Raw genomic sequence first — 21616 nt, forward strand, 5'->3', positions numbered from 1 at the left:
CATGATGGAAGACGAACTCGATCCGCGTCCGGGCCGTCCCGCTCCGATGCAGGACGGAGCCGGGCCGGACGCGCAGGCGCAGCCGGCGGCGGCCGAAGCGCTTCCCCCCGAGTGGGAGGCGTTCTACGAGGCGGTCCGCCAGGCGGCGCGCCGCCTCGGGCAGCGCTAGCGCGCAGGACTGCAATAAGGCTTCGAATGCCGGCTGAGCCGGCGTTCGAGGCCTTTTTTACAATACAAATCTATCCCTTGACAGTCTATTTTTCATCCTGCAAGCCGCTTGCCGTTCGCCTATAATGAAAACAAGACATAGACTGTCACGCGGTCAGACAAGGGGAGGTCTGTCTATGGGCAAAAAAGGGCTGCAAGCGCTGCTGGCGCTCGTTCTGCTGCTCGGTCCGGCCGGCTGCTTCGGCGGCGGAGCGGGCGAGTCCGCCAATCAAGCCGAAGGCGGAGAAGGTTCGGCGGAGGGCGGCGCGTCGCATGTCAATCTGACGATCCGCCATACGCAGATCAAGCAGTCGGTCAAAGCCCGGCTGAAGATTCTGCAGGACGTGCTCGACGAGACGGAACGGCAAAATCCGGGCCTCAAGTTCCAGCTCGAGGGCATCGACGAGATCATCAATCGTGATCAGAAGCTGAAGGCGGAGATGGCGACGGGCTCTACGCCGGACATCTTCGAGGTGTTCGGCGGCTCGGACCTGCGGCTGTACGTCAAGGCGCAGCGCCTGCTCGACCTGACGCCGATCATCGAGGAGCTCGGCATCGGCCAGCAGTTCCAAAGCCTCGAGGAGTTCACGGTCGACGGCCGCGTCTACGGCTTGCCGTTCGGCGGCTACAGCGAGGCGATCTACTACAACAAGCGGATCTTCCGCGAGCTCGGGCTCGCCGTTCCGGCGACGTGGGAGCAGCTGATGGAGGCGTGCGAGCGCATCCGGCAGGCCGGCTACAGTCCGTTCGCGCTGTCGGCCAAGGATCCTTGGCTGGCCGGCATGATGTGGAACACGATCATGGACCGGTATGCGGGCACGGACAAGCTGCGGGCGATCGCCTCCGGCAAGGCCAAGTGGACCGATCCCGACGTGCTCGCCGGCTTCCAGGCGTATGCCGAGATCGTGGACAAGAGGTATTTCCCGGCCGACGCGCTCAGCCAGGAGGAGAAGCAGCAGGCCAAGGACCTGCTGACCGGCAAGGCGGCGATGCTGTTCACCGGCACCTGGGATCTCGCCGGCTTGACCGACGACAACGCCGGGCCGTACAAAAACGACATCGGCTACTTCAGCTTCCCTTCGGTGACGGGGGGCAAGGGCGATCCCGGCGCGCTCAACGCCGGCTACTCCAACGGCTTCGGCTTCTCGTCGAGCTTGAGCGGGGACCAGCGGCAGATGGTCAAAAGCTTCATCCGCAATTATTTCAACGAACAGGTGCAGAAGCGGATCCTGCTGGAGGACAAGACGCTGCCGTCGATGAAGCTGAGCGACTACGCGGGCATCGATCCGCTCATCTCGGAGGTGCTGCAGGTCGTGGGCAACGCGAGCCGCTCGTTCCCGGCGTTCGACTCCATCTTTTCCCCGCGCATGAACGCGGAGATCGGCATCGGGCTGCAGGAGCTGATCGGGCAGGTCAAGACGCCGGAGCAGGTCGCCAAGGACCTGCAGCAGCTGCAGGAGAGCGAGCCTTCGCCCGGCGGCGGCAGCTGACGAACATCTTAGAGAGGAGCTGGAGAGGCCGTGAACCTGAGACCGAAGCTGCTGCTCGCCTTCATCCTGCTCATCGTCGTGCCGGTTGCAGCGTCGGGCGTCGTGTCCTTCCTGTATTACGAGCATCTGATCGAGAAAAAATACAACGAGCAGACGGAGCTGACGATGAATGCGGTCGGCCGCAACATCACGAACTTTTTCGACGAAATGAACCGCCTGACGGACGTGAACCTGACCAGCTCGGTCGTCCAGCATACGCTTAAGATCAACGCCGATCCGGACGGAGGAGCCAGCTCCCTGATCGCGATCGGCATGGCCGAGAAGGAGATGGGACCGCTGCTGTTCCAGAATCCGGCCATCAGCTATATCGCCCTCTACGCCAACAACGGCGCGCTGTTCCGCTCGACGCGGAACGATCCGACGACGTTCAAGCCGATCGCCTACGACAAGCTGAGGCTCCATCCCTCCTATGAGGAGGCGGTCAAGCTCAACGCCAAGCCGCTCTGGATCGGCCCCTACGAGCAGGAGGAGCTGACGGGCAAGGAGTTCACTCTGTTCACCCAGATGCGCCTCGTCAAGGACCGGGAAAGCCTGAGCGATCTGGGCATCATGGTCACCCAGTTCAAGTCGTCGGGCGTGGACGAGATCCTCACCGACTTCAAGGGCAGCGAGGACGACGGCTCGCGCTATTACATCCTCAACCGCAACGGGCTCGTGCTGCTCGACAGCGAGACGGACATGGAGGGCAGCTACATCAGCAGCTCCAGCTACGCGTCGGCGAGCCCCGGCACGCCTTATGTGAGCGGGCGGGCGGAGTTCCTCCATACCGACAGCCTCGTCTCCTCGTACTGGCTCGGCATCAACGACTGGATGCTCGTGTCGGCCAAGCCGTGGAGCTCGCTCATGAGCGAGAACGTCGCCTTTGTCAAATGGATCAGCCTGCTGACGGGCCTCAGCCTGCTGTCCGCGGTGCTGTTCAACGTCTTTTTCGTCAACCGGGTCGCCAAGTCGATCATCCGCGTCGTGCGCAAGATGCGGCTCGTCGAGCAGGGCCTGCTCGACATCCGGGTGCCGGTGCAGGGCAAGGACGAGACGGTGCTGCTCGGCAACAGTTTCAACAGCATGACCGAGCGGCTCGGCCGGCTGCTGACCGAGGTGCGGGAGGAGCAGATCCGCAAGCAGCGGGCGGAAATGATGCTCATGCAGGCGCAGATCAAGCCGCATTTCCTGTTCAACACGCTGGAGTCGATCAACGCGCTGGCCGCGCAGAACGAAGGCGGCAAGATCATGCTCATGGTGCGCCGGCTCAGCCAGCTGCTGCGCACGAGCATGCATCAGAAGGAAGAGATCACCGTGCACGAGGAGCTCGAGCATGTCCGCAGCTATCTCGAGATCCAGAAATACCGGTTCGAGGATCTGTTCTCGTACGGGATGGAAGTCGACGAGGACGCGCGCGAATACCGCATCCTCAAGCTGACGCTGCAGCCGCTCGTAGAGAACAGCATCCAGCACGGCTTCGACGGGCTGGAGCGTCCCGGCGTCATCTCGGTGCGGGTCGAGCTGCGTCCGAACGCCATCGTGCTGACGGTCGAGGACAACGGAATCGGCATGGACGGACCGACGCTGCGGCGCGTGGCCGAGGGCAAGAAGGACGAGAAGTGGAGCCCGATGGAAGACGGGGAGCGGGGCGGACTCGGCCTGCGCAACGTGGCGGACCGGCTGCGGATCCACTACGGCCCTTCCTACGGCATGATGATCTGCAGCAGCCCCGGCGAGGGGACGATCATCCGCTGTACGATACCGCGCAATAAGGGGGATCTCGAATGACGGGCAAGGTCATGATTGTCGACGACGAGCCGCATATTACGCGCAACCTCGAGAAGGTCATCCCCTGGGAGATGCTCGGCCTCGAGGTGGCGGCTACGGCCAAGAACGGTAGGGAGGCGCTGGAGGCGCTGCAGGGCGGCGAGATCGACCTGCTGCTCTGCGACATCCGGATGCCGGTCATGGACGGCATGACGCTGGTCAAGACGATCCGCGATGCCGGCATGGATCTGGACATCATCATGCTGTCGGGCTACCAGGATTTCAGCTACACGCGCACGGCGATCCAGTACGGCGTGCAGGATTATATCCTCAAGCCGATCCCGTACGACGAGCTGACCGGCGTCATCGCCCGCGTCATGAGCCAGCGGCGGGCCCGGCAGCGGCAGCAGCAGGACGAGCGCGTGCGGATGAACGCCGTGCTCGACCTCGCCAACGAAAAGGTGCTGTTCGACGTGCTCAAGGACTATACCGACGTGTCGCACAACCACTGGCTCGTCGCCGAGGACGAGCATGAGCTGAGCGGCCGCTCCTACCTGCTGCTCGTGCTCGACATGGACGCCGGCGCGGAGGAGGCCAAGGACTGGCGGGAGTGGAACGACAAGGAGCGCAAGCTGTGGAACTTCGCGGTCGCCAACGTGCTGCGCGAGTCGCTGCGGCGCAGCGGCATGCGCCATGCCGTCATCCAGATGCGCGACGGCGAATGGTGCGTGCTCGCCGCGATGAAGGAGGGCTATCGGTTCGATCGGGGAGAGACCTCCCAGTGGATCGAAAAGCTGCTGGAGGAGATCCGGAAGCATGTCAAGCTCAGCCTGCATGCCGGCGTCTGGGGCGATCTGGTCGACATGAAGGGGCTGTCGACCGCGTACAAGCGGGTGCATCGCTCGATGCAGCTCGATCCCGAGGCGGAGCGGATCCGCTTCTTTACGGGGGAGACCTTGCTGCAGAACGTCTCGCATGAGGTGCTCTGGTCGAGCTCCGAGCGGATCCTGGAGGCGCTCAAGCGCGGCCATGCGCAGGACGTCAACGAGGAGATGAAGCTGCTCTCCTCCCGCCTGCAGTCGCTCGGCACGCCGGAGCTCGGCCGCATCAAGCCGGTGCTGCACTACTTCGCGCTCCATCTGATGCGCGAGATGAAGGAGATGCAGCTGCTCGGCAAGGAGCAGGAGGAGGCCCTCTGGCGCAAGCTCGACCGGCGCATCAGCGCCAAGGACCTGCTCAGCGTCATCCGCCAGACGGCGGACGCCGGCCTGGCCGGCTCGAGCGACAAGAAGAAGCATTCCGAGCGCACGATCGCCGAGGCCAAAGCCTACCTCGACCGCAACCTGTACCGCGACATCGGCGTCGAGGAGGCGGCGACCCGCGTCGGGCTGAGCACCTCGTATTTCAGCCTGCTGTTCAAGCAGACGTACGGCGAGACGTTCATCGAGTACGTCACGCGCCAGCGCATGGAGAAGGCGAAGCAGCTGCTGGAGAACACCTCCAAGAGCGTCGCCCAGATCTCCAAGGAGGTCGGCTACTCGGAGCGCCGCTACTTCACCAAGGTCTTCATGAAATATACGGGAGAAAACCCGACCGACTTCCGCGCGAGGCTGCAGCAGCCGGGTTGAAAAGGCTTAACTCTTCCTAGATTATGATCGCGAGTGCTGGTACAATTAATCGTGATGAACTTTATTTCGATCATTTTTCGAAGAAGGGTAGGAAGAAATAATCATGTCTATGATTGAATCGCGCAATTTGGCGCCGAAACCGTATGACGGGTGGACGCTGCGGGAAAAGGCGGCCCAGCTGTTCGTCTTCGGCTTCCACGGCAAGCAGCCGTCGGACGATATTCTCGGCATCATCGAGCGGCACGGCGTCGGCGGCGTCATCTACTTCACGCGCAACATCGACGACGCCCGCCAGGTGCACGAGCTGTCCTCGCAGCTGCACCGGGCCGCCTCGGAGGCAGGACGTCCGCCGCTGCTCGTGAGCATCGACCAGGAGGGCGGCATGGTGGCGCGCATCGTCGACGGCGTGACGCTCATGCCGGGCAACATGGCGCTCGGCGCCGCGGCATCCCGCGAAGGCGCCTACGAGACGGCGCGCATCTGCGGCGAGGAGCTGCGCTTGCTCGGCGTCAACCTTAACTTCGCGCCCTGCATCGACGTCAACAACAATCCCGACAATCCGGTCATCAACGTCCGCTCCTACGGCGATCGTCCGGAGCTCGTGTCCGAGCTCGGCTCGGCGGCTGTCGAGGGCTTCCAGTCGGCCGGAGTGGCCGCCACGGTCAAGCACTTCCCGGGCCACGGCGATACGAGCGTCGACTCGCATCACGCGCTGCCGATCGTCGCGCATGACCGCCAGCGGCTCGAGGAGATCGAGCTGCCGCCGTTCCGCGCCGCCATCGCGGCCGGCGCCGACGTCATCATGACCGCGCATGTCTGCCTGCCCGCGCTCGACCCGAGCGGCGTGCCGTCCACGCTGTCGCAGCCGGTGCTGACCGGCCTGCTGCGCGGCGAGCTCGGCTACGATCGCGTCATCGTCACCGACTGCCTGGAGATGGACGCGATCGACAAGACGTACGGGCCTGGCGAAGGCTCCGTGCGCGCGATCGAGGCAGGAGCCGACCTCGTGCTCATCAGCCATACGATCGGCAAGCAGCTCGCCGGAATCGACGCCGTCGTGCAGGCCGTCGAGGAAGGCCGCTTGTCCGAGGAGCGGCTGGAGCAGTCGCTCGACCGCATTCTTTGCTTGAAAGAGAAGCTCGGCGCCGGCGAGCCCCTCGCCTCCTGGGAAGAGAGCGCGCCGCGCATCGGCACGGCGGACAACCGGGCCGTCGCCGAGCGCTGGAGCGAGGCGTCCGTGACGCTCGTCAAAAACGAGGGCGGCCTGCTGCCGCTGCCGGCCGAGGGACGCACGCTCGTGCTGTGGCCGGAGATCAAGGCCGTCTCCGTCGCCGACGAGATGCTGTCGGGCGACGGCACGCTCGGCAGCTGGCTGGCCAAGCTGCTGCCGAACGTCGAGGAGCGCCGCCACGATGACCCGCAGGCTCTGGACGGGCTGGAAGCGTTCGACCGCATCGTGTTCGTCAGCTACGACGCCTCCAAGCATCCGCAGGAGCTTGAGCTGGCGGAGCGGCTGCTGGCGGCGGCGAGCGACCGTACGGTCGCCGTTTCGGTCCGCAATCCGCTGGACCTGGGCCGGTTCCCGTCGGTGCAGGCGTTCCTCGCCGTGTACGAGTGCCGCCCGCTGGCGCTGCGGTCGGCGGCCAAGGCGCTGGCCGGCGAGCTTACGCCGTCGGGCAAGCTGCCGATGGCGCTGAGCGAGGCATATCCGTTCGGGTTCGGGCTGTAGGCCGAGCGGAGCCGATTTGTGAAAAAGTCCTTCCTTCGGGAGGGACTTTTTTATTGGACGAACAGGCCGCAGCGCGAGCCGAAGGCTGGAGTCGAACAGGCCGCAGCGCAGGCCGAGCCGACTGGGAGCGTGAGCCGAGCCGACTGGGACGAACAGCCCGCAGCGCGAGCCGAGCCTTTCTCCGATTCCACTGGAAGCCGGATGGCTTGATCCCCTGACCTCCTAGGCGGAGGCCATCCGTCTTCCAAGAGGACCGCTGCCGCTTCTCCGAAAGGCATCGTCTCGCTTCGCTCCCTTCGTCCCGCAACCCGCCTCCACCCCCTTTTTATAGGGGGTGGACCGTCTCCCGCATACCTGGGAGACGGTAGTCCTAGCTGCGCCCAGCGCTTGGCCACGCCATGAAGTCGGGCCAGTAAGTCGAAATAATCGAGTTAGGTGGAAGGCGATCGGGGAAGGCCGGGCGGAGTTACGCGGAAAAACCGAGTAACTCGGGCACGCAGTAGGGGAAACGGACGGAGTTGCGCGGAAAAACCGAGTAAATCGGGCATGCAGCAGGAGAAATGGCGGAGTTGCGCGGAAAAACCGAGTAAATCGGGCATGCAGCAGGAGAAATGGCGGAGTTGCGCGGAAAAACCGAGTAACTCGGGTGTGCAGCGGGAGAAATGGCGGAGTTACGCGGAAAAACCGAGTAACTCGGGCACGCAGCAGGGGAAACGGACGGAGTTACGCGGAAAAACCGAGTAACTTGGGTGCACAGTCAGCCGGAGGATTGGAAGCCATCGGTCAGCGGAGCGTCTTGTATGAGAGAGTCCATTTTTAGGAGCGGAGCCTTCCCGCGAAGCGGTGCATGATCAAGGACCAGGAGCGAAGCGGGCGGGGAGCTCGTGAAGAAGCGGCAGCGGTTCCCTTGGAGGCCGGATTCCACCCCTGCTGGGGAATGGGATCAAAGGAATCTGGGCTCCAGGGAGATCGGAACGAGCCCCCGTCCCGCGAAGCGGTACGGTCCTGCCATCCATTTCCGCGAAGCGATACGCTCCTCCCGCTCTGCCTCCCCGCGAAGCGATACGCTCCTCCCGCTCCGCCTCCCGAGAAGCGATGCAATCTCGGCTGCATTTCCCGCCGTATGAAATTTTACACAAAGTTTACAATACTGCTATGGCGCCTTTGACTCGCGGGAGGTACGATAAATGGACGAATTCAGATGACAGCGGGGAGATTTTGGCATGAAGCGTTTTCGGGTCCGCCTCACGTGGATCATGATCGTCATGATCGGCCTGTCGGTCACGGCAGCCGGCTTGTTGATGGGCAAGACCTATAAGGACAACCATATCTCCGCCCTCGAGGAAAGCATGCTCCGCGAGATGAAGGTGATCAACGCCCACCTCGACTGGAGCCTCGCGGACAAGCCGGACGAGGGGCAGGCGTATTTCAGCCAGCGAGCGCGAGAGTTCAAGGAGCTGACCGGCGCGCGCGTGACATTCATCCGCAAGGACGGCAAGGTGCTCGGCGACTCCGACTCCGACCCGAACGCCATGGACAACCACAGCGGGCGCAAGGAAGTGCTCGAGGCGGAAGCCGAGGGCTCCGGCCGGGCGATCCGCCACAGCGAGACGGTTCGGCAGAACATGCTCTACGTCGCCGTCGCCGCCGATCCCGGGCAGCTGCCGTCCGACCTGATCCGGCTGTCCTACAGCCTCGCATCGGTGGAGAGCAGCGTGAACAAGCTATGGACGGTGCTCATCGGCGGCCTCATCCTGCTCTTCCTGCTGTCGGCGGCCGTCAGCTATCGGGTCGCGCTCGGCCTGACGCGGCCGCTCGAGCAGATTACCGGCGCCGCGCGCCGCATCAAGGCGATGGACTACTCGGTGCGGGTCGACATCCGCAGCAAGGACGAGATCGGCGAGCTCGGCACGGCGATCAACGCCATGGCCGAAGGGCTGCAGGTGCAGATGAACCGCATCCAGGAGAACGAGACGCAGCTCTACAGCGTCCTCGACAACATGACGAGCGGCATCGTCATGATCCATCCCGACGGCCGCATGGTGCTGCTGAACCGCCGTGCGGAGGAGGTGCTCGGCTTCGAGCATCGCGAGATGGTCGGCAAGCACTACAGCGAGGTCAAGCAGCAGTACGAGCTGTCGCAGTTCATCCAGCAGGGCATCGACAACCAGGAGCCGATGCACGATGAGATCACGTTCTATTTCCCGGAGGAAAGGCTGCTGGAGCTCAACCTCGTCCCCGTGTATACGAGCGACGACCGCTACGGCGGAGCGCTGCTCGTGCTGCATGACGTATCGGCGATCCGCCGCCTCGAGCGGATGCGCAGCGAGTTCGTCGCCAACGTCTCGCATGAGCTGAAGACGCCGGTGACGGCGATCAAGGGCTTTGCCGAGACGCTGCTCGGCGGCGCGGTGCACGATCCGGTCATGTCGCAGCAGTTCATGCAGATCATCTACGACGAGAGCGAGCGGCTCAACCGGCTCATCGGCGACATCCTCGAGCTGTCCAAGGTGGAGTCGAGGCGGGTGCCGCTGCAGCTGTCGCCGGTCGACCTGACCGCGTTCCTGCGCCGCTCGATTGAGGTCATGGAGCCGGAGGCCGCCAAAAAAAGGATCGCGCTGGAATCGTCGATCGCGGATGGCATCTTCCTCGAGGCGGACGAGGACCGGCTGCGCCAGATCATCATCAACCTGCTGCAGAACGGCATCAACTATACGCCCGAAGGCGGCCATGTCACGCTTTCCGCATCGCTCGCGACTCGCGACGACGGCGTGGAGGCCGTGCGCATCCGCATCAGCGACACGGGCATCGGCATTCCGAAAAAAGATCTTCCGCGCATTTTCGAGCGGTTTTACCGGGTGGACAAGGCCCGCTCGCGCGTCAGCGGGGGCACCGGCCTCGGCCTGTCGATTGTGAAGCATCTCGTGGAGCTGCACAAGGGCATGATCACGGTCGACAGCACGGTCGGCATCGGCACGGCGTTCACCCTGGAGCTGCCGGTCATTCAGCCATAGGGGGAAAAATGATCTTTTTGCCTCGCCGCAGGGCTTGTCATGTTAAGATAGAGATAACAATACCGAGAACGGGCATCCGTTCCGGACGGCTGGAGGTTTGACGATCATGTCGCACAAAGTGCTTGTCATCGAGGATGAGCCCACTCTTTCGAGGCTGCTCTCGTACAACTTGACGCAAGAAGGCTACGACGTGACGGTCTGCGATCATGGAGGAGAAGGGCTGCAGGCGGCGATTCAGCGCAGCTTCGACCTGATCATGCTCGACATCATGCTGCCGGGGATGAACGGCTTCGAGGTGCTGGGCAAGCTGAGGCAGAGCGGGATCAAGACGCCGGTCATCATCCTGACGGCGCGCACGGCGGAGGAGGAGGTCGTCCAGGGCCTCAAGCATGGAGCCGACGACTACATCACCAAGCCGTTCGGCGTCGCCGAGCTGCTGGCCCGCGTCTCGGCGGTGCTGAGGCGCTCCGGCCATGCGGTGGCCGATACGGCGCAGCCGCAGGACAAGGTCATCCGAGCCGGAGACCTCGCGATCTATCCCGAGCGCTACGAGGTCATCCTGGCCGGGGAGCAGGTGCCGCTGCGGCCCAAGGAGTTCGAGGTGCTGCTGTATCTCATCCAGCGGCCCGGCATGGTCATCACGCGCGACGATCTGATGAATGTCGTCTGGGGCTTCGACTACATCGGCGGCCAGCGCACCGTCGACGTGCATGTCAGCTCCCTCCGCAAAAAGCTCGAGCTAGGCGCCAATTCGGTCTGCATCGAGTCGATCCGCGGCGTCGGCTACAAGCTCGTGCTTCCCAAAAAGGTCGGCGCAGGTTGAGCGTGAGCGGGCAGCGCTGAGCGCTGGCATAGAGATTGCGCCGGCGGGCCGCCGCCGGGCTTGGCTGCCTCGCTTTCGGGCCGGCCGCAGGCTTGGCATGACCGCAATTGGGCCGGCCGCCCGGCTTGGCCGCCTCGGGGAATGAGGCTGCCGCAAGCCTGCTCCGCGCCGCTACGATCGCAAAAAAAGCTGCCTCCCCGTCGTGAAACGGGCGAGACAGCTTTTTCAATTCGTCGAAGCTTCGGTCAGCTGCGTCCCCAAGCGAGCATCTTCTTCTGGAATTCCTTGGGCGAGCAGTCGTTGTACTTCTTGAACATCTTGTAGAAATGGGCCATGTTCGGCATGCCGATCCGGTCGCCGACCTCGGAGATGCTCAGATCCTTCGTCAGCAGGATGCGCTCGGCCCATTTGATCTTCCGGTAATTGACATACTCGGTGAAGCTCAGACCGATGGTTTTTTTGAAGTACTTGACGAAATAATAATAGCTCATGTTGGCCAGCTTGCACACTTCCTCGACCTGGATGCGGTCGGTGAGATGCTGCTCGACGAACGTCAGCACGGGCTTCAAGCGGAGGCGGTCGAAGTCGTCCTGGTCGGAAAGGATCTTGCGCTTGTCGTTGCGCAGCAGCAGCAGCAGGATGCGCTTGACGAGCATGCCGACGGCAAGCTCGTAGCCGATCTCCTTGACGGTCGTCTCGGCAAGAATGTCTCGAACCGTTTGCCCGATTTCGTTCTTGACATGGGAGTTTTCCTGGAAGATGTAGTTCACTTGGCTGAGCGGGTGGTTGGTCTCCATGAAAAAGCGCATGTACGGCATCGTGCTGTGGTCGAAAAACTGCTCGAGGTCGAACTGCAGCACGATATAGTCGAGCGAGCCGGAGCTGCTCCGGTCCCGGTGCAGCTGGCTGGCGCCGATGATCGCGACGTCGCCTTCGGCGAGATCGAAGCGCTCCTCCTCGACATGGACCTCCAGGCTGCCGCTCAGGACGAGCAGCAGCTCAAGCTCGCGGTGATAATGCCAGTTGATGTGCAGGTTATGGTCGCGCTGCGACCGAAAGACGCGCAGCGACAAAAGAGGGTTTTCATAAAGGACCTTTTCGTTATAGACTTCCAAGGGGGAGAGGCCTCCAATACCAAGATCGCATAAAACGAGCGCTAGAAAGAAGCTTTATTTTTGCCGATCGGTTCTCTTATACTTATTTTAGTGTTTGAAGCATGCGCCTTCAAGCGTTCCCCTAAAAAACCAACTTCGATCCACGTTAAGGATACCGGGAGGAAATGAACACATGTCCAAAGTACGTGTTGGAATCATCGGCTGCGGCGGCATCGCCAATGGCAAGCATATGCCGTCCCTGGCCAAAGTAAGCGAAGCGGAAATGGTGGCGTTCTGCGACATCGAGCGCGGCCGCGCCGAGGAAGCGAAAGCGAAGTACGGCAGCAGCGAGGCGGCCGTCTACGAAAACTACCATGACCTGCTGAACGATCCGTCGATCGCGGTCGTGCATGTATGCACCCCGAACGACTCTCACGCAGACATCGCGATCGCCGCGCTGGAGGCGGGCAAGCATGTCATGTGCGAAAAGCCGATGGCAAAGACGGCCGACGACGCCCGCCGCATGCTCGAAGCGGCGAAGCGCACGGGCAAGAAGCTGACGATCGGCTACCAGAACCGCTTCCGCGGCGATACGCGCTACCTGAAGGACGCTTGCGTCCGTGACGAGCTGGGCGAGGTCTACTTCGCCAAGGCCCATGCGATCCGCCGCCGCGCGGTGCCGACCTGGGGCGTTTTCCTCGACGAGGAGAAGCAAGGCGGAGGCCCGCTCATCGACATCGGCACGCATGCGCTCGACCTGGCGCTGTGGATGATGGACAACTACAAGCCGAAGGTCGTGCTCGGACGCGCCTACCACAAGCTGTCGCAGACCGAGAACGCCGCCAATGCCTGGGGACCTTGGGATCCGGCGAAGTTCACCGTCGAGGACTCGGCGTTCGCGATGATCACGATGGAGAACGGCGCTTCGATCGTGCTGGAGTCGAGCTGGGCGCTCAACTCGCTCGAAGTCGACGAGGCGAAGGTGTCGCTCAGCGGCACGAAGGCCGGAGCCGACATGAAGGGCGGCCTGCGCTTCAACGGCGAGGAGAACTCCCGCCTGTACGTCAAGGAGATCGAGCTGAACAGCGGCGGCGTCGCCTTCTACGAGGGCGCCTCCGAGGATCCGGGCGAGCTGGAGGCCCGCGCATGGATCCAGGCTGTCATCAACGATACGGAACCGGTCGTCACGCCGGAGCAGGCGCTTGTCGTCTCCGAGATTCTCGAAGCGATCTACGAGTCGTCCAAGACGGGCAAGGCCGTCTACTTCGACTAAAGCCCCAAAAACCTCAACAGCCGGCTGCGGAACGAATCCGCAGCCGGCTTTGGCGTTCATGACGGTCCGATCAGGCTATCGGCCGCTCTCGAACTCCTCGCGGACGGCCCGGTACAGCGACTCGTCCGCCATCACCTCGAGCGCCGTCGCCGCGAGCAGCCGCGCGCCGGCCAGCATCGCGTCCAGCGCCTCCTCGCGCATGGCCGCATCGCGGAATTCGACCGTGTGCAGCCCGAGCTTTTCCTCCACGACCTTGAGGTAGGGATGGATCGCCGGGCAGCGCAGCGAAACGTTGCCGAGGTCGAGCGAGCCGTGGTCGCTGCCCGAGAGCACCTGCTCGTCCGGCACGCCCTCGAGACGCAGCATCCGCTGGTACGTCTCCGACAGCGCTTCGTTCGTGCGCAGCTCGTCGTAGCTGAACTCGAACGGCGTGATCTCGAGCCGGCAGCCGGTCTGCAGCGCCGCGCCTTGCGCGCAGGCCCGCACGCGCTCCGTCAGTTCGTCGCGATAGGCGCTGTCGGCCGCGCGCACGTAGAACTGGGCCGCGGCATGGCCGGGGATGATGTTGGGCGCCTGGCCGCCCTCGCTGACGATGCCGTGCACGCGGGCATCGCTGCGCATCTGCTGGCGCAGGGCGTTCACGGAGCCGAACAGCAGCAGCACGGCGTCGAGCGCGTTCACCCCGAGATGCGGGCTGGCGGCGGCGTGGGCGGTGCGGCCGTAATAATCGAACTGCAGCGCGTGCATCGCCAGCGAGCGGCCCGAACGTTCATGCGAGTGGTACGGATGCGCCATCAGCGCGAAGCCGCAGTCGTCGAACCAGCCGGCCTCGCTCATCGTGACCTTCGCGCCGCGCGTCTCCTCGGCCGGCGTGCCGTACACGCGGATGCGTCCGCCGATGCCGCATGCGTCGAGCGCTTCCTTCAGCAGCGCGGCGGCGGCGACGCCCATGACGCCGATCAGATGATGCCCGCATGCATGCCCGATGTCCGGCAGGGCGTCGTACTCGCACAGCAGTCCGGCCACCGGGCCGGGCCGGCCGGTATCGTACTCCGCCACGAACGCCGTTGGCAGGCCGAGCACGCCGCGCTTCACGTCGAAGCCTTGCCTCTCCAGCTCGTCCGCGAGCTGCGCCGAGGCGTAGAACTCTTCATGGCCGAGCTCCGGACGTTCCCCGATCGCCCTCGACAGCTGCTTCCAGCCTTGTCCGCTGCGTTCTGCGGCCGCTTGGAAAATAGACGCGAAATCAGGCATAGCGATTCCTCCCGAAACAGACAATGTAGGATGGCGAAGCCATCATTCCTCCAGTATACCGCAGGATGGCGGGTGGAGGCGCGTCCAGTGGCCGAAGCCCCCTTTTTAGGGCGCCTTTGTTCCCTTTTAAAGAAATGGCAGGAGCATTGATGACAAGATAGCGTTTTCATTTTATTGAGAGCTTGCGTTTCGTAGCATAGAATGAACCAGAACGAAGGGCCTAGCGCGCAGGGCTCCTTCGGTAAGTCAACTCGAGGAGGAATCCACTGTGGCGCAATCCACCAAATCCGCATCCGGAGGCGCACGCGTAGGCGTGCAGAAGTTCGGACGCTTTCTCAGCGGCATGGTCATGCCCAATATCGGCGCATTCATCGCCTGGGGCCTGATCACCGCGCTCTTCATCCCGACCGGCTGGTGGCCGAACGAATACTTCGCCAAGCTCGTCGGTCCGATGATCACCTACCTGCTGCCGCTCTTGATCGGCTATACCGGCGGTACGATGATCCACAAGCAGCGCGGCGGCGTCATCGGCGCCCTGGCGACGATGGGCGTCATCGTCGGCGCGGACATCCCGATGTTCCTCGGCGCGATGATCGTCGGCCCGGCCGCGGCCTGGGTGCTCAAGAAGTTCGACGAGGCGATCGAAGGCAAGGTCCGCTCGGGCTTCGAGATGCTCGTCAACAACTTCTCGCTCGGCATCATCGGCGGCGCGCTCGCGCTGGTCGCCTACTCGCTGATCGGCCGTGCGATCGAAGCGGTGACGAACGTGCTTTCCGCCGGCGTCGACTTCCTCGTCGCCCATCACCTCATCCCGCTCGTCAACATTCTGATCGAGCCGGCCAAGGTGCTGTTCCTCAACAACGCCATCAACCACGGCGTGCTGAGCCCGATCGCCATCGAGCAAGCGGCGAGCGCCGGCAAGTCGATCCTGTTCATGCTGGAGTCGAACCCGGGACCGGGCCTCGGCATCCTGCTCGCCTACATGATCGTCGGCCGCGGCTCCGCCCGCCAGTCGGCTCCGGGAGCGGCGATCATCCACTTCTTCGGCGGCATCCATGAGATCTACTTCCCGTACATCCTCATGAATCCGCGCCTGCTGCTCGCGGTCATCGCGGGCGGCGTCACCGGCACGCTGACGTTCTCGATCGTCGGCGCAGGCCTTGTCGGACCGCCGTCTCCCGGCAGCATCATCGCGTACCTCGCGATGGCTCCGCGCGGCGAGATCCTGCAGGTGCTGAGCGGCGTGCTCACCTCGGCGGTCGTCTCCTTCCTGATCGCAGCGCTGCTGCTCAAGACCTCCAAGCAGAAGGACGACGAGGAGTCGCTGGAGGAAGCGGCGCAGCGCATGAAGGACATGAAGGCGCAAGGCATGACGCCGGCTGCCGGAGCGGCTGCGGGCGCATCGGCCTCGATCATTGCTTCCGCGTCTGAAACGAAGGCAGGCTCGGACATCCGCAAAATCGTCTTCGCCTGCGATGCCGGCATGGGCTCGAGCGCGATGGGAGCTTCGATGCTGCGCAAGAAGCTCAAGTCGATCGGCTCCGATGTCGAGGTGACGAACACGGCGATCAGCGACCTTCCGTCCGACGCCGACGTCGTCATCACGCATCATACGCTGACGGACCGCGCCCGCTCGGTCGTTCCCGCAGCGGAGCATGTTTCCATCGACAATTTCCTCAAGAGCCCGGAATACGACAAGCTGGCGGAACGCCTGAAGCCGTGATTCGCGCTTGACCTGACAAGACGGATGGATGCCGGAGCCGCGAGCTCCCGGCATCCATGGCGTCTTTCCGGCATTTTGTCCGAAAAGCAGAAGCGAGGAGGAGGAGGGACGCATGGAGCTGACGCATCGCATGAGACGCATGCTCGATCTGCTGCTTCATTCCGATGCCGATGACATCACCGTCGCCGAGATCGCCCGCCGCATCCAGGTCAGCTCGCGCACGGTGCATCGGGAGCTCGACGCGCTCGAGGGCTATCTGCATCGCAAAGGCGCGCGGCTGCTGCGCAAGGCAGGCTCCGGCCTGCGGCTCGAAGCGGACGAAGAACGCCTCCTCCGGCTGAAGCGCGAGCTGGACGCGCCGGAGGAGGCGGAGTTTTCCGCCGAAGAGCGGCAGCTGCATCTGCTCGCCCGGCTGCTCGGCAGCGCCGAGCCGATCAAGCTGTTCGGGCTGGCGTCCGAGATGAAGGTGACCGTGCCGACCGTCAGCGCCGACCTCGACGATCTGGAGGCGTGGATCGCGGCGAACCGGCTGGAGCTCGTGCGCCGCCGCGGCTACGGCATCGAGCTGGCCGGCGCCGAAACGGCCCGCCGCGATGCGGTCCGAGCGCTGCAGCGGCTGAGGCTTGACGATCTGGCGCTGCTGTCGCTGGACGAGGAGCGGCTGCGGCATCCGATCGACGAGAGCATCGCCGACTTGTCCGGCACTTCCCGCATGCCCGAGATCGAGGACGTGCTCTGGCGCTGGGAAGAAGAGCAGGACGACCATCCGCTGAGCGAGCAGGCGTATACCGACCTGCTCGTCCGGCTGGCGATCGCCGCCGAGCGCATCGGCCGCGGCCATGTCGCGCCGCTGTCCGAGCTGGAGGAGCTGCGCGGCTACTATCGGCGCCCGGCTCCGGAGACGGAGCGGCTATGCGACCTGCTGCAGGAAGAGACGGGCTTGACCTACGGAGAGTCGGAGCGCCACTATGCGCAGCTGCTGCTCGAACGGGCGGCGCGCCGGTCCGCCGGTCCGCTGCCGGCGGAGGATCTGGAGCTTGCGACGATCGTCCGTCAGCTCATCCGCCGCATGGACGAGATCGGCGGCGGGGACTACGAGTCCGACCGCTCGCTGCGGGACGGCCTGTATGCCCATCTGAAGGCCGCTCTCGAGCGGATCGCCGCCGGCCAGCGCATCCGCAATCCGCTGCTGGAGGCGGTGCGCAAGGATTACGCCGAGCTGTTCGCGCAGGTGCGGGCGGCAAGCGATGCGGCGCTGCGCAACTGGACCGTGCCGGAGGAAGAGATCGCGTTCCTCGTCATGCATTTCGGAGCGAGCCTGGAGCGCCGCCAGCAGCTGAGCCAGCCGCTGCGGGCGATCATCGTCTGCACGAGCGGCATCGGCTCCTCGCGCATGCTGGCGACCCGCCTCGGCAAGGAGTTCCCGCAGCTGGACCTCGTCCAGCAAGCCTCCTGGTACGAGGCGAGCCGAATCCCGCCGTCGGCCTATGACATCATCATCAGCACCGTCGACCTGCCGATCGCGGCGAGCCGCTACATCAAGCTCAGTCCGCTGCTCGATTCCGGGGAGGCGCAGCGGCTGCGCGAGTTCATCCGCTCTCGTCCGCGCGAGAAGGAATCCGGCGAGCCGGCCCTTCAGGACGGAGCGGAGACAGGGCCGTTCGACGCCACGCTCGCCGCGCCTCAGCCGCAGCCCGCAGACGGACCCGCAGACGGCCGCGGGCCGGAGCAGTCGCTGCTCTCGGTCAGCCGAGCGGCCGCGGAGTGCGCGCGGCTGCTGGAGGACTTTCGCGTGCTGCAGCTGCGGACGGCGTCCGCCAGCCTGCGGCCGATGCTGCTGGAGGCTTGCCGCCGTCCGGAGCTTGCCGCATCGGTGCGCGACGCGGAAGAAGTCGTCGACCGCCTGATCGAGCGGGAGGCGCATGGCACGCAGATGCTTCCCGGCACCGATCTCGCCCTGTTCCATACGCGCAGCGGGAACGTTTCCCGGCCGCTGCTCGCGCTGTTCGAGCTTGAGCAGCCGCTGCGGCTCGATCCGGATCCGGACGCGCCGGCGCTGCGCAGGTTCCTGCTCATGCTGGCGCCGCTGGCGCTGGCGCGCGAGAGCCTCGAGGTGCTGAGCGAGATCAGCGCCTCCTTGCTGGACAGCGAGATGATCGAGGTGCTGGCGGCAGGACGCGAAAACCGCATCCGCGCCGATCTGGCCGTCCATTTGAAGGCGTATCTGAATCATAAATTAGAAAGAGAATAAAGGAGTGCTTGACCCACATGCTGAAATCTGAACTCATCCGACTGAACGTAGCCGTCAAGGACAAATGGGAGGCCGTTCGTTTGGCGGGCCAGCTGCTCGTCGACGCCGGCCATGCCGATGCCGATTATGTGGAGAAGATGGTCGAGCGCGAGCAGGCGCTGTCCACCTACATGGGCAGCGGACTCGCGATCCCGCACGGCACGAACGAGGCGAAGGCGCTCATCCGCTCCACGGGGCTGTCGGTGCTGCAAATTCCGGGCGGCGTCGACTTCGGCGGCGACGAGCCGGCCGTGCTCGTCGTCGGCATCGCCGCGCAGGGCGGCGAGCATATGGACATCCTGACGAGCGTCGCGATGGTGTGCTCCGAGGAAGAGAGCATGGAGCGCATCCGCACGGCCCGAAGCGCCCAGGAGATCATCGACATCTTCGAAAGCGGGATGGAAGAATGAAGGCGGTCCACTTCGGAGCGGGCAACATCGGCCGCGGCTTCATCGGCCTCCTGCTCTCGCAAGCCGGCTACGAGGTCGTCTTCTCCGACGTGAACGAGCCGCTCGTCCGCGAGCTGCAGCGCCGAGGCGAGTACACGGTGACGCTGGCCGAGGAGGAGGGCCGGCAGTTCCGCGTCGGCGGCGTGAGCGCAATCGACGGCCGCGACCCGCAGGCGGTCGCGGAGGCGGTCGCGGAGGCCGACCTCGTCACGACGGCCGTCGGCGTCGGCGTGCTGCGGCATATCGCCCCCGGCATCGCCGCAGGGCTGAGGCTCCGCTTGGAGCGGGGCGCAGCTCCGCTGCAGCTGATCGCCTGCGAGAACGCGATCGGCGCCAGCTCCATCCTCAAGCAGCAGGTCATGGAGCGGCTGAGCGGCGAAGAGCGCGAGGCGCTTGCCGCCTGCACCGCTTTTCCGGACTCGGCGGTCGACCGGATCGTGCCGATCCAGCATCACGAGGATGTGCTCGCGGTGACGGTCGAGCCGTTCTACGAGTGGGTCGTCGACCGCTCGCAGCTGCTGCCCGGCGCAGCGGAGATCCCCGGCGTCCGCTATGTCGACGCTCTGGCGCCGTACATCGAACGCAAGCTGTTCACGGTCAACACGGGCCATTGCTCGGCGGCCTACGCCGGTTATGCAAAAGGCTTCGCCACGATCCAGCAGTCGATGCAGGATGAAGAGGTTGCCGCGTTCGTGCGCGCCGTGCTGCGGGAGACGGGCGACATGCTCGTCCGCAGCTACGGCTTCGACCCGGCGGAGCATGAAGCCTATGTCGAGACGATTCTCGGCCGCTTCCGCAACCCGCATCTGACGGACGAGGTCGAGCGCGTCGGCCGCTCGCCGCTGCGCAAGCTGTCCCGCGAGGACCGGCTCGTCCGGCCGGCGCTGCTCGCGCTCGCGCTCGGCCTGCCGGCGGATCGGCTCGCCGAGGCGATGGGCCTTGCGCTGCGCTTCGATGTCGCCGGCGATCCCGAGGCGGTGCAGCTGCAGCAGGCGCTGCGCGAGCTCGGCCCGGCCGGCGCGCTGGCGCAGGCGAGCGGCCTCGACGCCGGCCATCCTCTCCTCGCGGCTGCGGCTGCGAGCTACGAACAGGAGGCGCAAGCATCATGACGACAATCGCATGGAAAGGCACGGCGGCATCGCCGGGCATCGCCATCGCCAAGGCGCTGCGGCTGGAGCCGGCCGCGGCGATCCCGGAGCGGCGCGCCGTCGCCGATTCCGAGGCGGAAGCGGCTCGCCTGAAGGCGGCCGTCGCCGAGGCGAAAGAGGCGATCGAGGCGATCCGCCGCTCGACGCTGGAGCGGATGGGCGAGCAGAAGGCCGAGATTTTCGAGGCGCATCTGTTTCTGCTGGACGATCCGGAGCTGATCGAAGCGGCCGAGGACAAAATCCGGGACGAGCGCATCAACGCCGAATCGGCGCTCCATGAAGTGGCTGCCGGCATCGCCGAGCTGCTCCGCTCGATGGACGACGAGCTGCTGCGCGAGCGCGCGGCGGATGTCGGCGACGTCGCGGGTCGGGTCGTCCGCATCCTCGAAGGCCGCGACGGCGGCACGATGTCCGGCCTCAGCGAGGAGACGATCCTCGTCGCCGAGGATTTGACGCCGTCCGATACGGCGCAGCTGGATCTCGACTATGTGAAGGGCTTCCTGACCGAAGTCGGCAGCCGCACGTCGCACTCCGCCATCATGGCGCGCTCGCTCGAGCTGCCGGCGATCGTCGGCGCCGGCCGCGAGGCCGGCCGCATCGAGACCGGCACGATGCTCGTGCTCGATGCGGTCGAAGGCGTCGTGCTCGTCGATCCTTCCGCCGAGGAGCTGGAGCGCTATCGGCTGCTCAAGCGCGAGTACGAGGAGAAGATGGCGCGGCTGCGCGGCTTCGTCGACCGTCCGTCGTTTTCCGCCGACGGCCACGAGGTCGAGCTGGCCGCCAATATCGGCAGCGTCGCCGATGTGGCCAAGGTGCTGGAGAGCGGGGCGGACGCGATCGGCCTGTTCCGCACGGAATTCCTTTATATGGGACGCAGCTCGCTGCCGACCGAGGAGGAGCAGTTCTCCGTCTACCGCCATGTGCTGGAAAAGATGCAAGGCAAGCGCGTCGTCATCCGCACGCTCGATATCGGCGGCGACAAGGAGCTGCCTTACCTCGATCTGCCCAAGGAGAGCAATCCGTTCCTCGGCCGGCGGGCGATCCGCCTCTGCTTGGCCGAGGAGGAGCTGCTGCGCGTGCAGCTGCGCGCGCTGCTGCGGGCCAGCGCCTACGGCCGCCTGGCGATCATGTTCCCGATGATCGCGGTCGCTTCGGAGCTCCGCGACGCCAAGCGCATCCTCGCCGAGGAGCGCGCCAAGCTGGAGCGGGACGGCGTCGCCGTATCGAGCGGGATCGAGGTCGGTCTCATGATCGAGATTCCGGCCGCGGCGCTGAATGCCGACGCGCTGGCCCGCGAAGCGGACTTTTTCAGCATCGGCACGAACGATCTGATCCAGTACACGATGGCCGCCGACCGCATGAACGAATCGGTCGCCTATCTGTACCAGCCGCATCATCCGTCGATCCTGCGCCTCGTCGAGATGGTCATCCGCGCCTCGGAGCGCCATGGCCGCTGGACCGGCATGTGCGGCGAGATGGCCGGCGATCCCGACGCGATCCCGCTGCTGCTCGGCCTCGGCCTGCATGAATTCAGCATGAGCGCGTCCACCGTGCTGTCCGCCCGCGAGCAGATCTCCCGCCTGTCCCGCGCCGACTGCGCGGAGCTGGCCCGCCAAGCGCTGGAGCTCGAGTCCCAGGACGAGGTGCTGAAGCTCGTCCGCCACTATACCGCAAGGAGTGAAGCATAA

15 protein-coding genes are annotated in these 21616 nt (G+C 64.8%); 13 read left to right on the top strand and 2 right to left on the bottom strand.

Annotated elements, in window-relative coordinates; all coding sequences use genetic code 11:
• Nucleotide 1: 1 nt before the first annotated feature.
• The 7 genes from GE073_RS08455 to GE073_RS08485 all read left to right on the top strand — a co-directional run bounded on the left by GE073_RS08455 (nt 2) and on the right by GE073_RS08485 (nt 10697).
• Nucleotides 2-169, top strand: coding sequence for a hypothetical protein (locus tag GE073_RS08455; RefSeq protein WP_153783244.1), 168 nt, complete (start codon nt 2-4; stop codon nt 167-169).
• 175 nt (nt 170-344) lie between these two features.
• Nucleotides 345-1697 carry an extracellular solute-binding protein gene (locus GE073_RS08460; RefSeq protein WP_153783245.1) on the top strand — a complete coding sequence of 451 codons (1353 nt, stop codon included), beginning with the start codon at nt 345-347 and terminating at the stop codon, nt 1695-1697.
• Nucleotides 1698-1727: 30 nt separating this feature from the next.
• Nucleotides 1728-3524 (top strand): cache domain-containing sensor histidine kinase, encoded by a 1797-nt coding sequence (locus GE073_RS08465; protein ID WP_028597784.1) that lies wholly within the window; start codon nt 1728-1730, stop codon nt 3522-3524.
• On the top strand, nt 3521-5131 hold the full coding sequence (locus tag GE073_RS08470; RefSeq protein WP_028597785.1) for a response regulator transcription factor: 1611 nt from the start codon (nt 3521-3523) through the stop codon (nt 5129-5131). Before GE073_RS08465 ends, GE073_RS08470 begins: the two co-directional genes overlap by 4 nt.
• 103 nt (nt 5132-5234) lie before the next feature.
• Complete coding sequence (locus GE073_RS08475; RefSeq protein WP_228551375.1) at nt 5235-6860, top strand: glycoside hydrolase family 3 protein; 1626 nt, start codon at nt 5235-5237, stop codon at nt 6858-6860.
• Between the two features lie 1223 nt (nt 6861-8083).
• Nucleotides 8084-9874 carry a two-component system histidine kinase PnpS gene (gene pnpS, locus GE073_RS08480; protein ID WP_153783246.1) on the top strand — a complete coding sequence of 597 codons (1791 nt, stop codon included), beginning with the start codon at nt 8084-8086 and terminating at the stop codon, nt 9872-9874.
• 106 nt (nt 9875-9980) lie between these two features.
• Complete coding sequence (locus GE073_RS08485) at nt 9981-10697, top strand: response regulator transcription factor (protein ID WP_028597788.1); 717 nt, start codon at nt 9981-9983, stop codon at nt 10695-10697.
• A gap of 245 nt (nt 10698-10942) precedes the next feature.
• Here the strand turns inward: GE073_RS08485 and GE073_RS08490 are convergent, their stop codons facing one another.
• Nucleotides 10943-11812 carry a helix-turn-helix domain-containing protein gene (locus tag GE073_RS08490; protein ID WP_028597789.1) on the bottom strand — a complete coding sequence of 290 codons (870 nt, stop codon included), beginning with the start codon at nt 11810-11812 and terminating at the stop codon, nt 10943-10945.
• A 172-nt stretch (nt 11813-11984) separates the two neighbouring features.
• On the opposite strand from GE073_RS08490, the gene GE073_RS08495 reads away from it, so the two are divergent.
• Nucleotides 11985-13064 carry a Gfo/Idh/MocA family protein gene (locus GE073_RS08495; RefSeq protein ID WP_028597790.1) on the top strand — a complete coding sequence of 360 codons (1080 nt, stop codon included), beginning with the start codon at nt 11985-11987 and terminating at the stop codon, nt 13062-13064.
• 75 nt (nt 13065-13139) lie between these two features.
• On the opposite strand, the gene GE073_RS08500 is transcribed toward GE073_RS08495, so the two are convergent.
• A complete protein-coding gene (locus GE073_RS08500; protein WP_153783247.1) occupies nt 13140-14318 on the bottom strand; it encodes a M20 family metallopeptidase in 1179 nt (392 codons plus the stop codon).
• Between the two features lie 268 nt (nt 14319-14586).
• On the opposite strand from GE073_RS08500, the gene GE073_RS08505 reads away from it, so the two are divergent.
• The 5 genes from GE073_RS08505 to ptsP all read left to right on the top strand — a co-directional run bounded on the left by GE073_RS08505 (nt 14587) and on the right by ptsP (nt 21616).
• The gene (locus tag GE073_RS08505) at nt 14587-16041 is read left to right on the top strand and encodes a PTS mannitol transporter subunit IIBC (protein ID WP_153783248.1); all 1455 of its coding nucleotides are present in this window, start codon (nt 14587-14589) and stop codon (nt 16039-16041) included.
• Between the two features lie 112 nt (nt 16042-16153).
• On the top strand, nt 16154-18292 hold the full coding sequence (locus tag GE073_RS08510; RefSeq protein WP_028597793.1) for a BglG family transcription antiterminator: 2139 nt from the start codon (nt 16154-16156) through the stop codon (nt 18290-18292).
• 17 nt (nt 18293-18309) lie between these two features.
• Nucleotides 18310-18741 (top strand): PTS mannitol transporter subunit IIA, encoded by a 432-nt coding sequence (locus tag GE073_RS08515; protein ID WP_043110974.1) that lies wholly within the window; start codon nt 18310-18312, stop codon nt 18739-18741.
• Nucleotides 18738-19889 (top strand): mannitol-1-phosphate 5-dehydrogenase, encoded by a 1152-nt coding sequence (locus GE073_RS08520; protein ID WP_153783249.1) that lies wholly within the window; start codon nt 18738-18740, stop codon nt 19887-19889. The genes GE073_RS08515 and GE073_RS08520 overlap by 4 nt, the downstream gene beginning before the upstream one ends.
• Nucleotides 19886-21616 (top strand): phosphoenolpyruvate--protein phosphotransferase, encoded by a 1731-nt coding sequence (ptsP, locus tag GE073_RS08525; protein WP_153783250.1) that lies wholly within the window; start codon nt 19886-19888, stop codon nt 21614-21616. The genes GE073_RS08520 and ptsP overlap by 4 nt, the downstream gene beginning before the upstream one ends.

The sequence above is a fragment of the Paenibacillus sp. B01 genome, from assembly GCF_009649995.1.
GTDB classification, from domain to species: Bacteria; Bacillota; Bacilli; order Paenibacillales; family Paenibacillaceae; genus Paenibacillus_O; species Paenibacillus_O pasadenensis.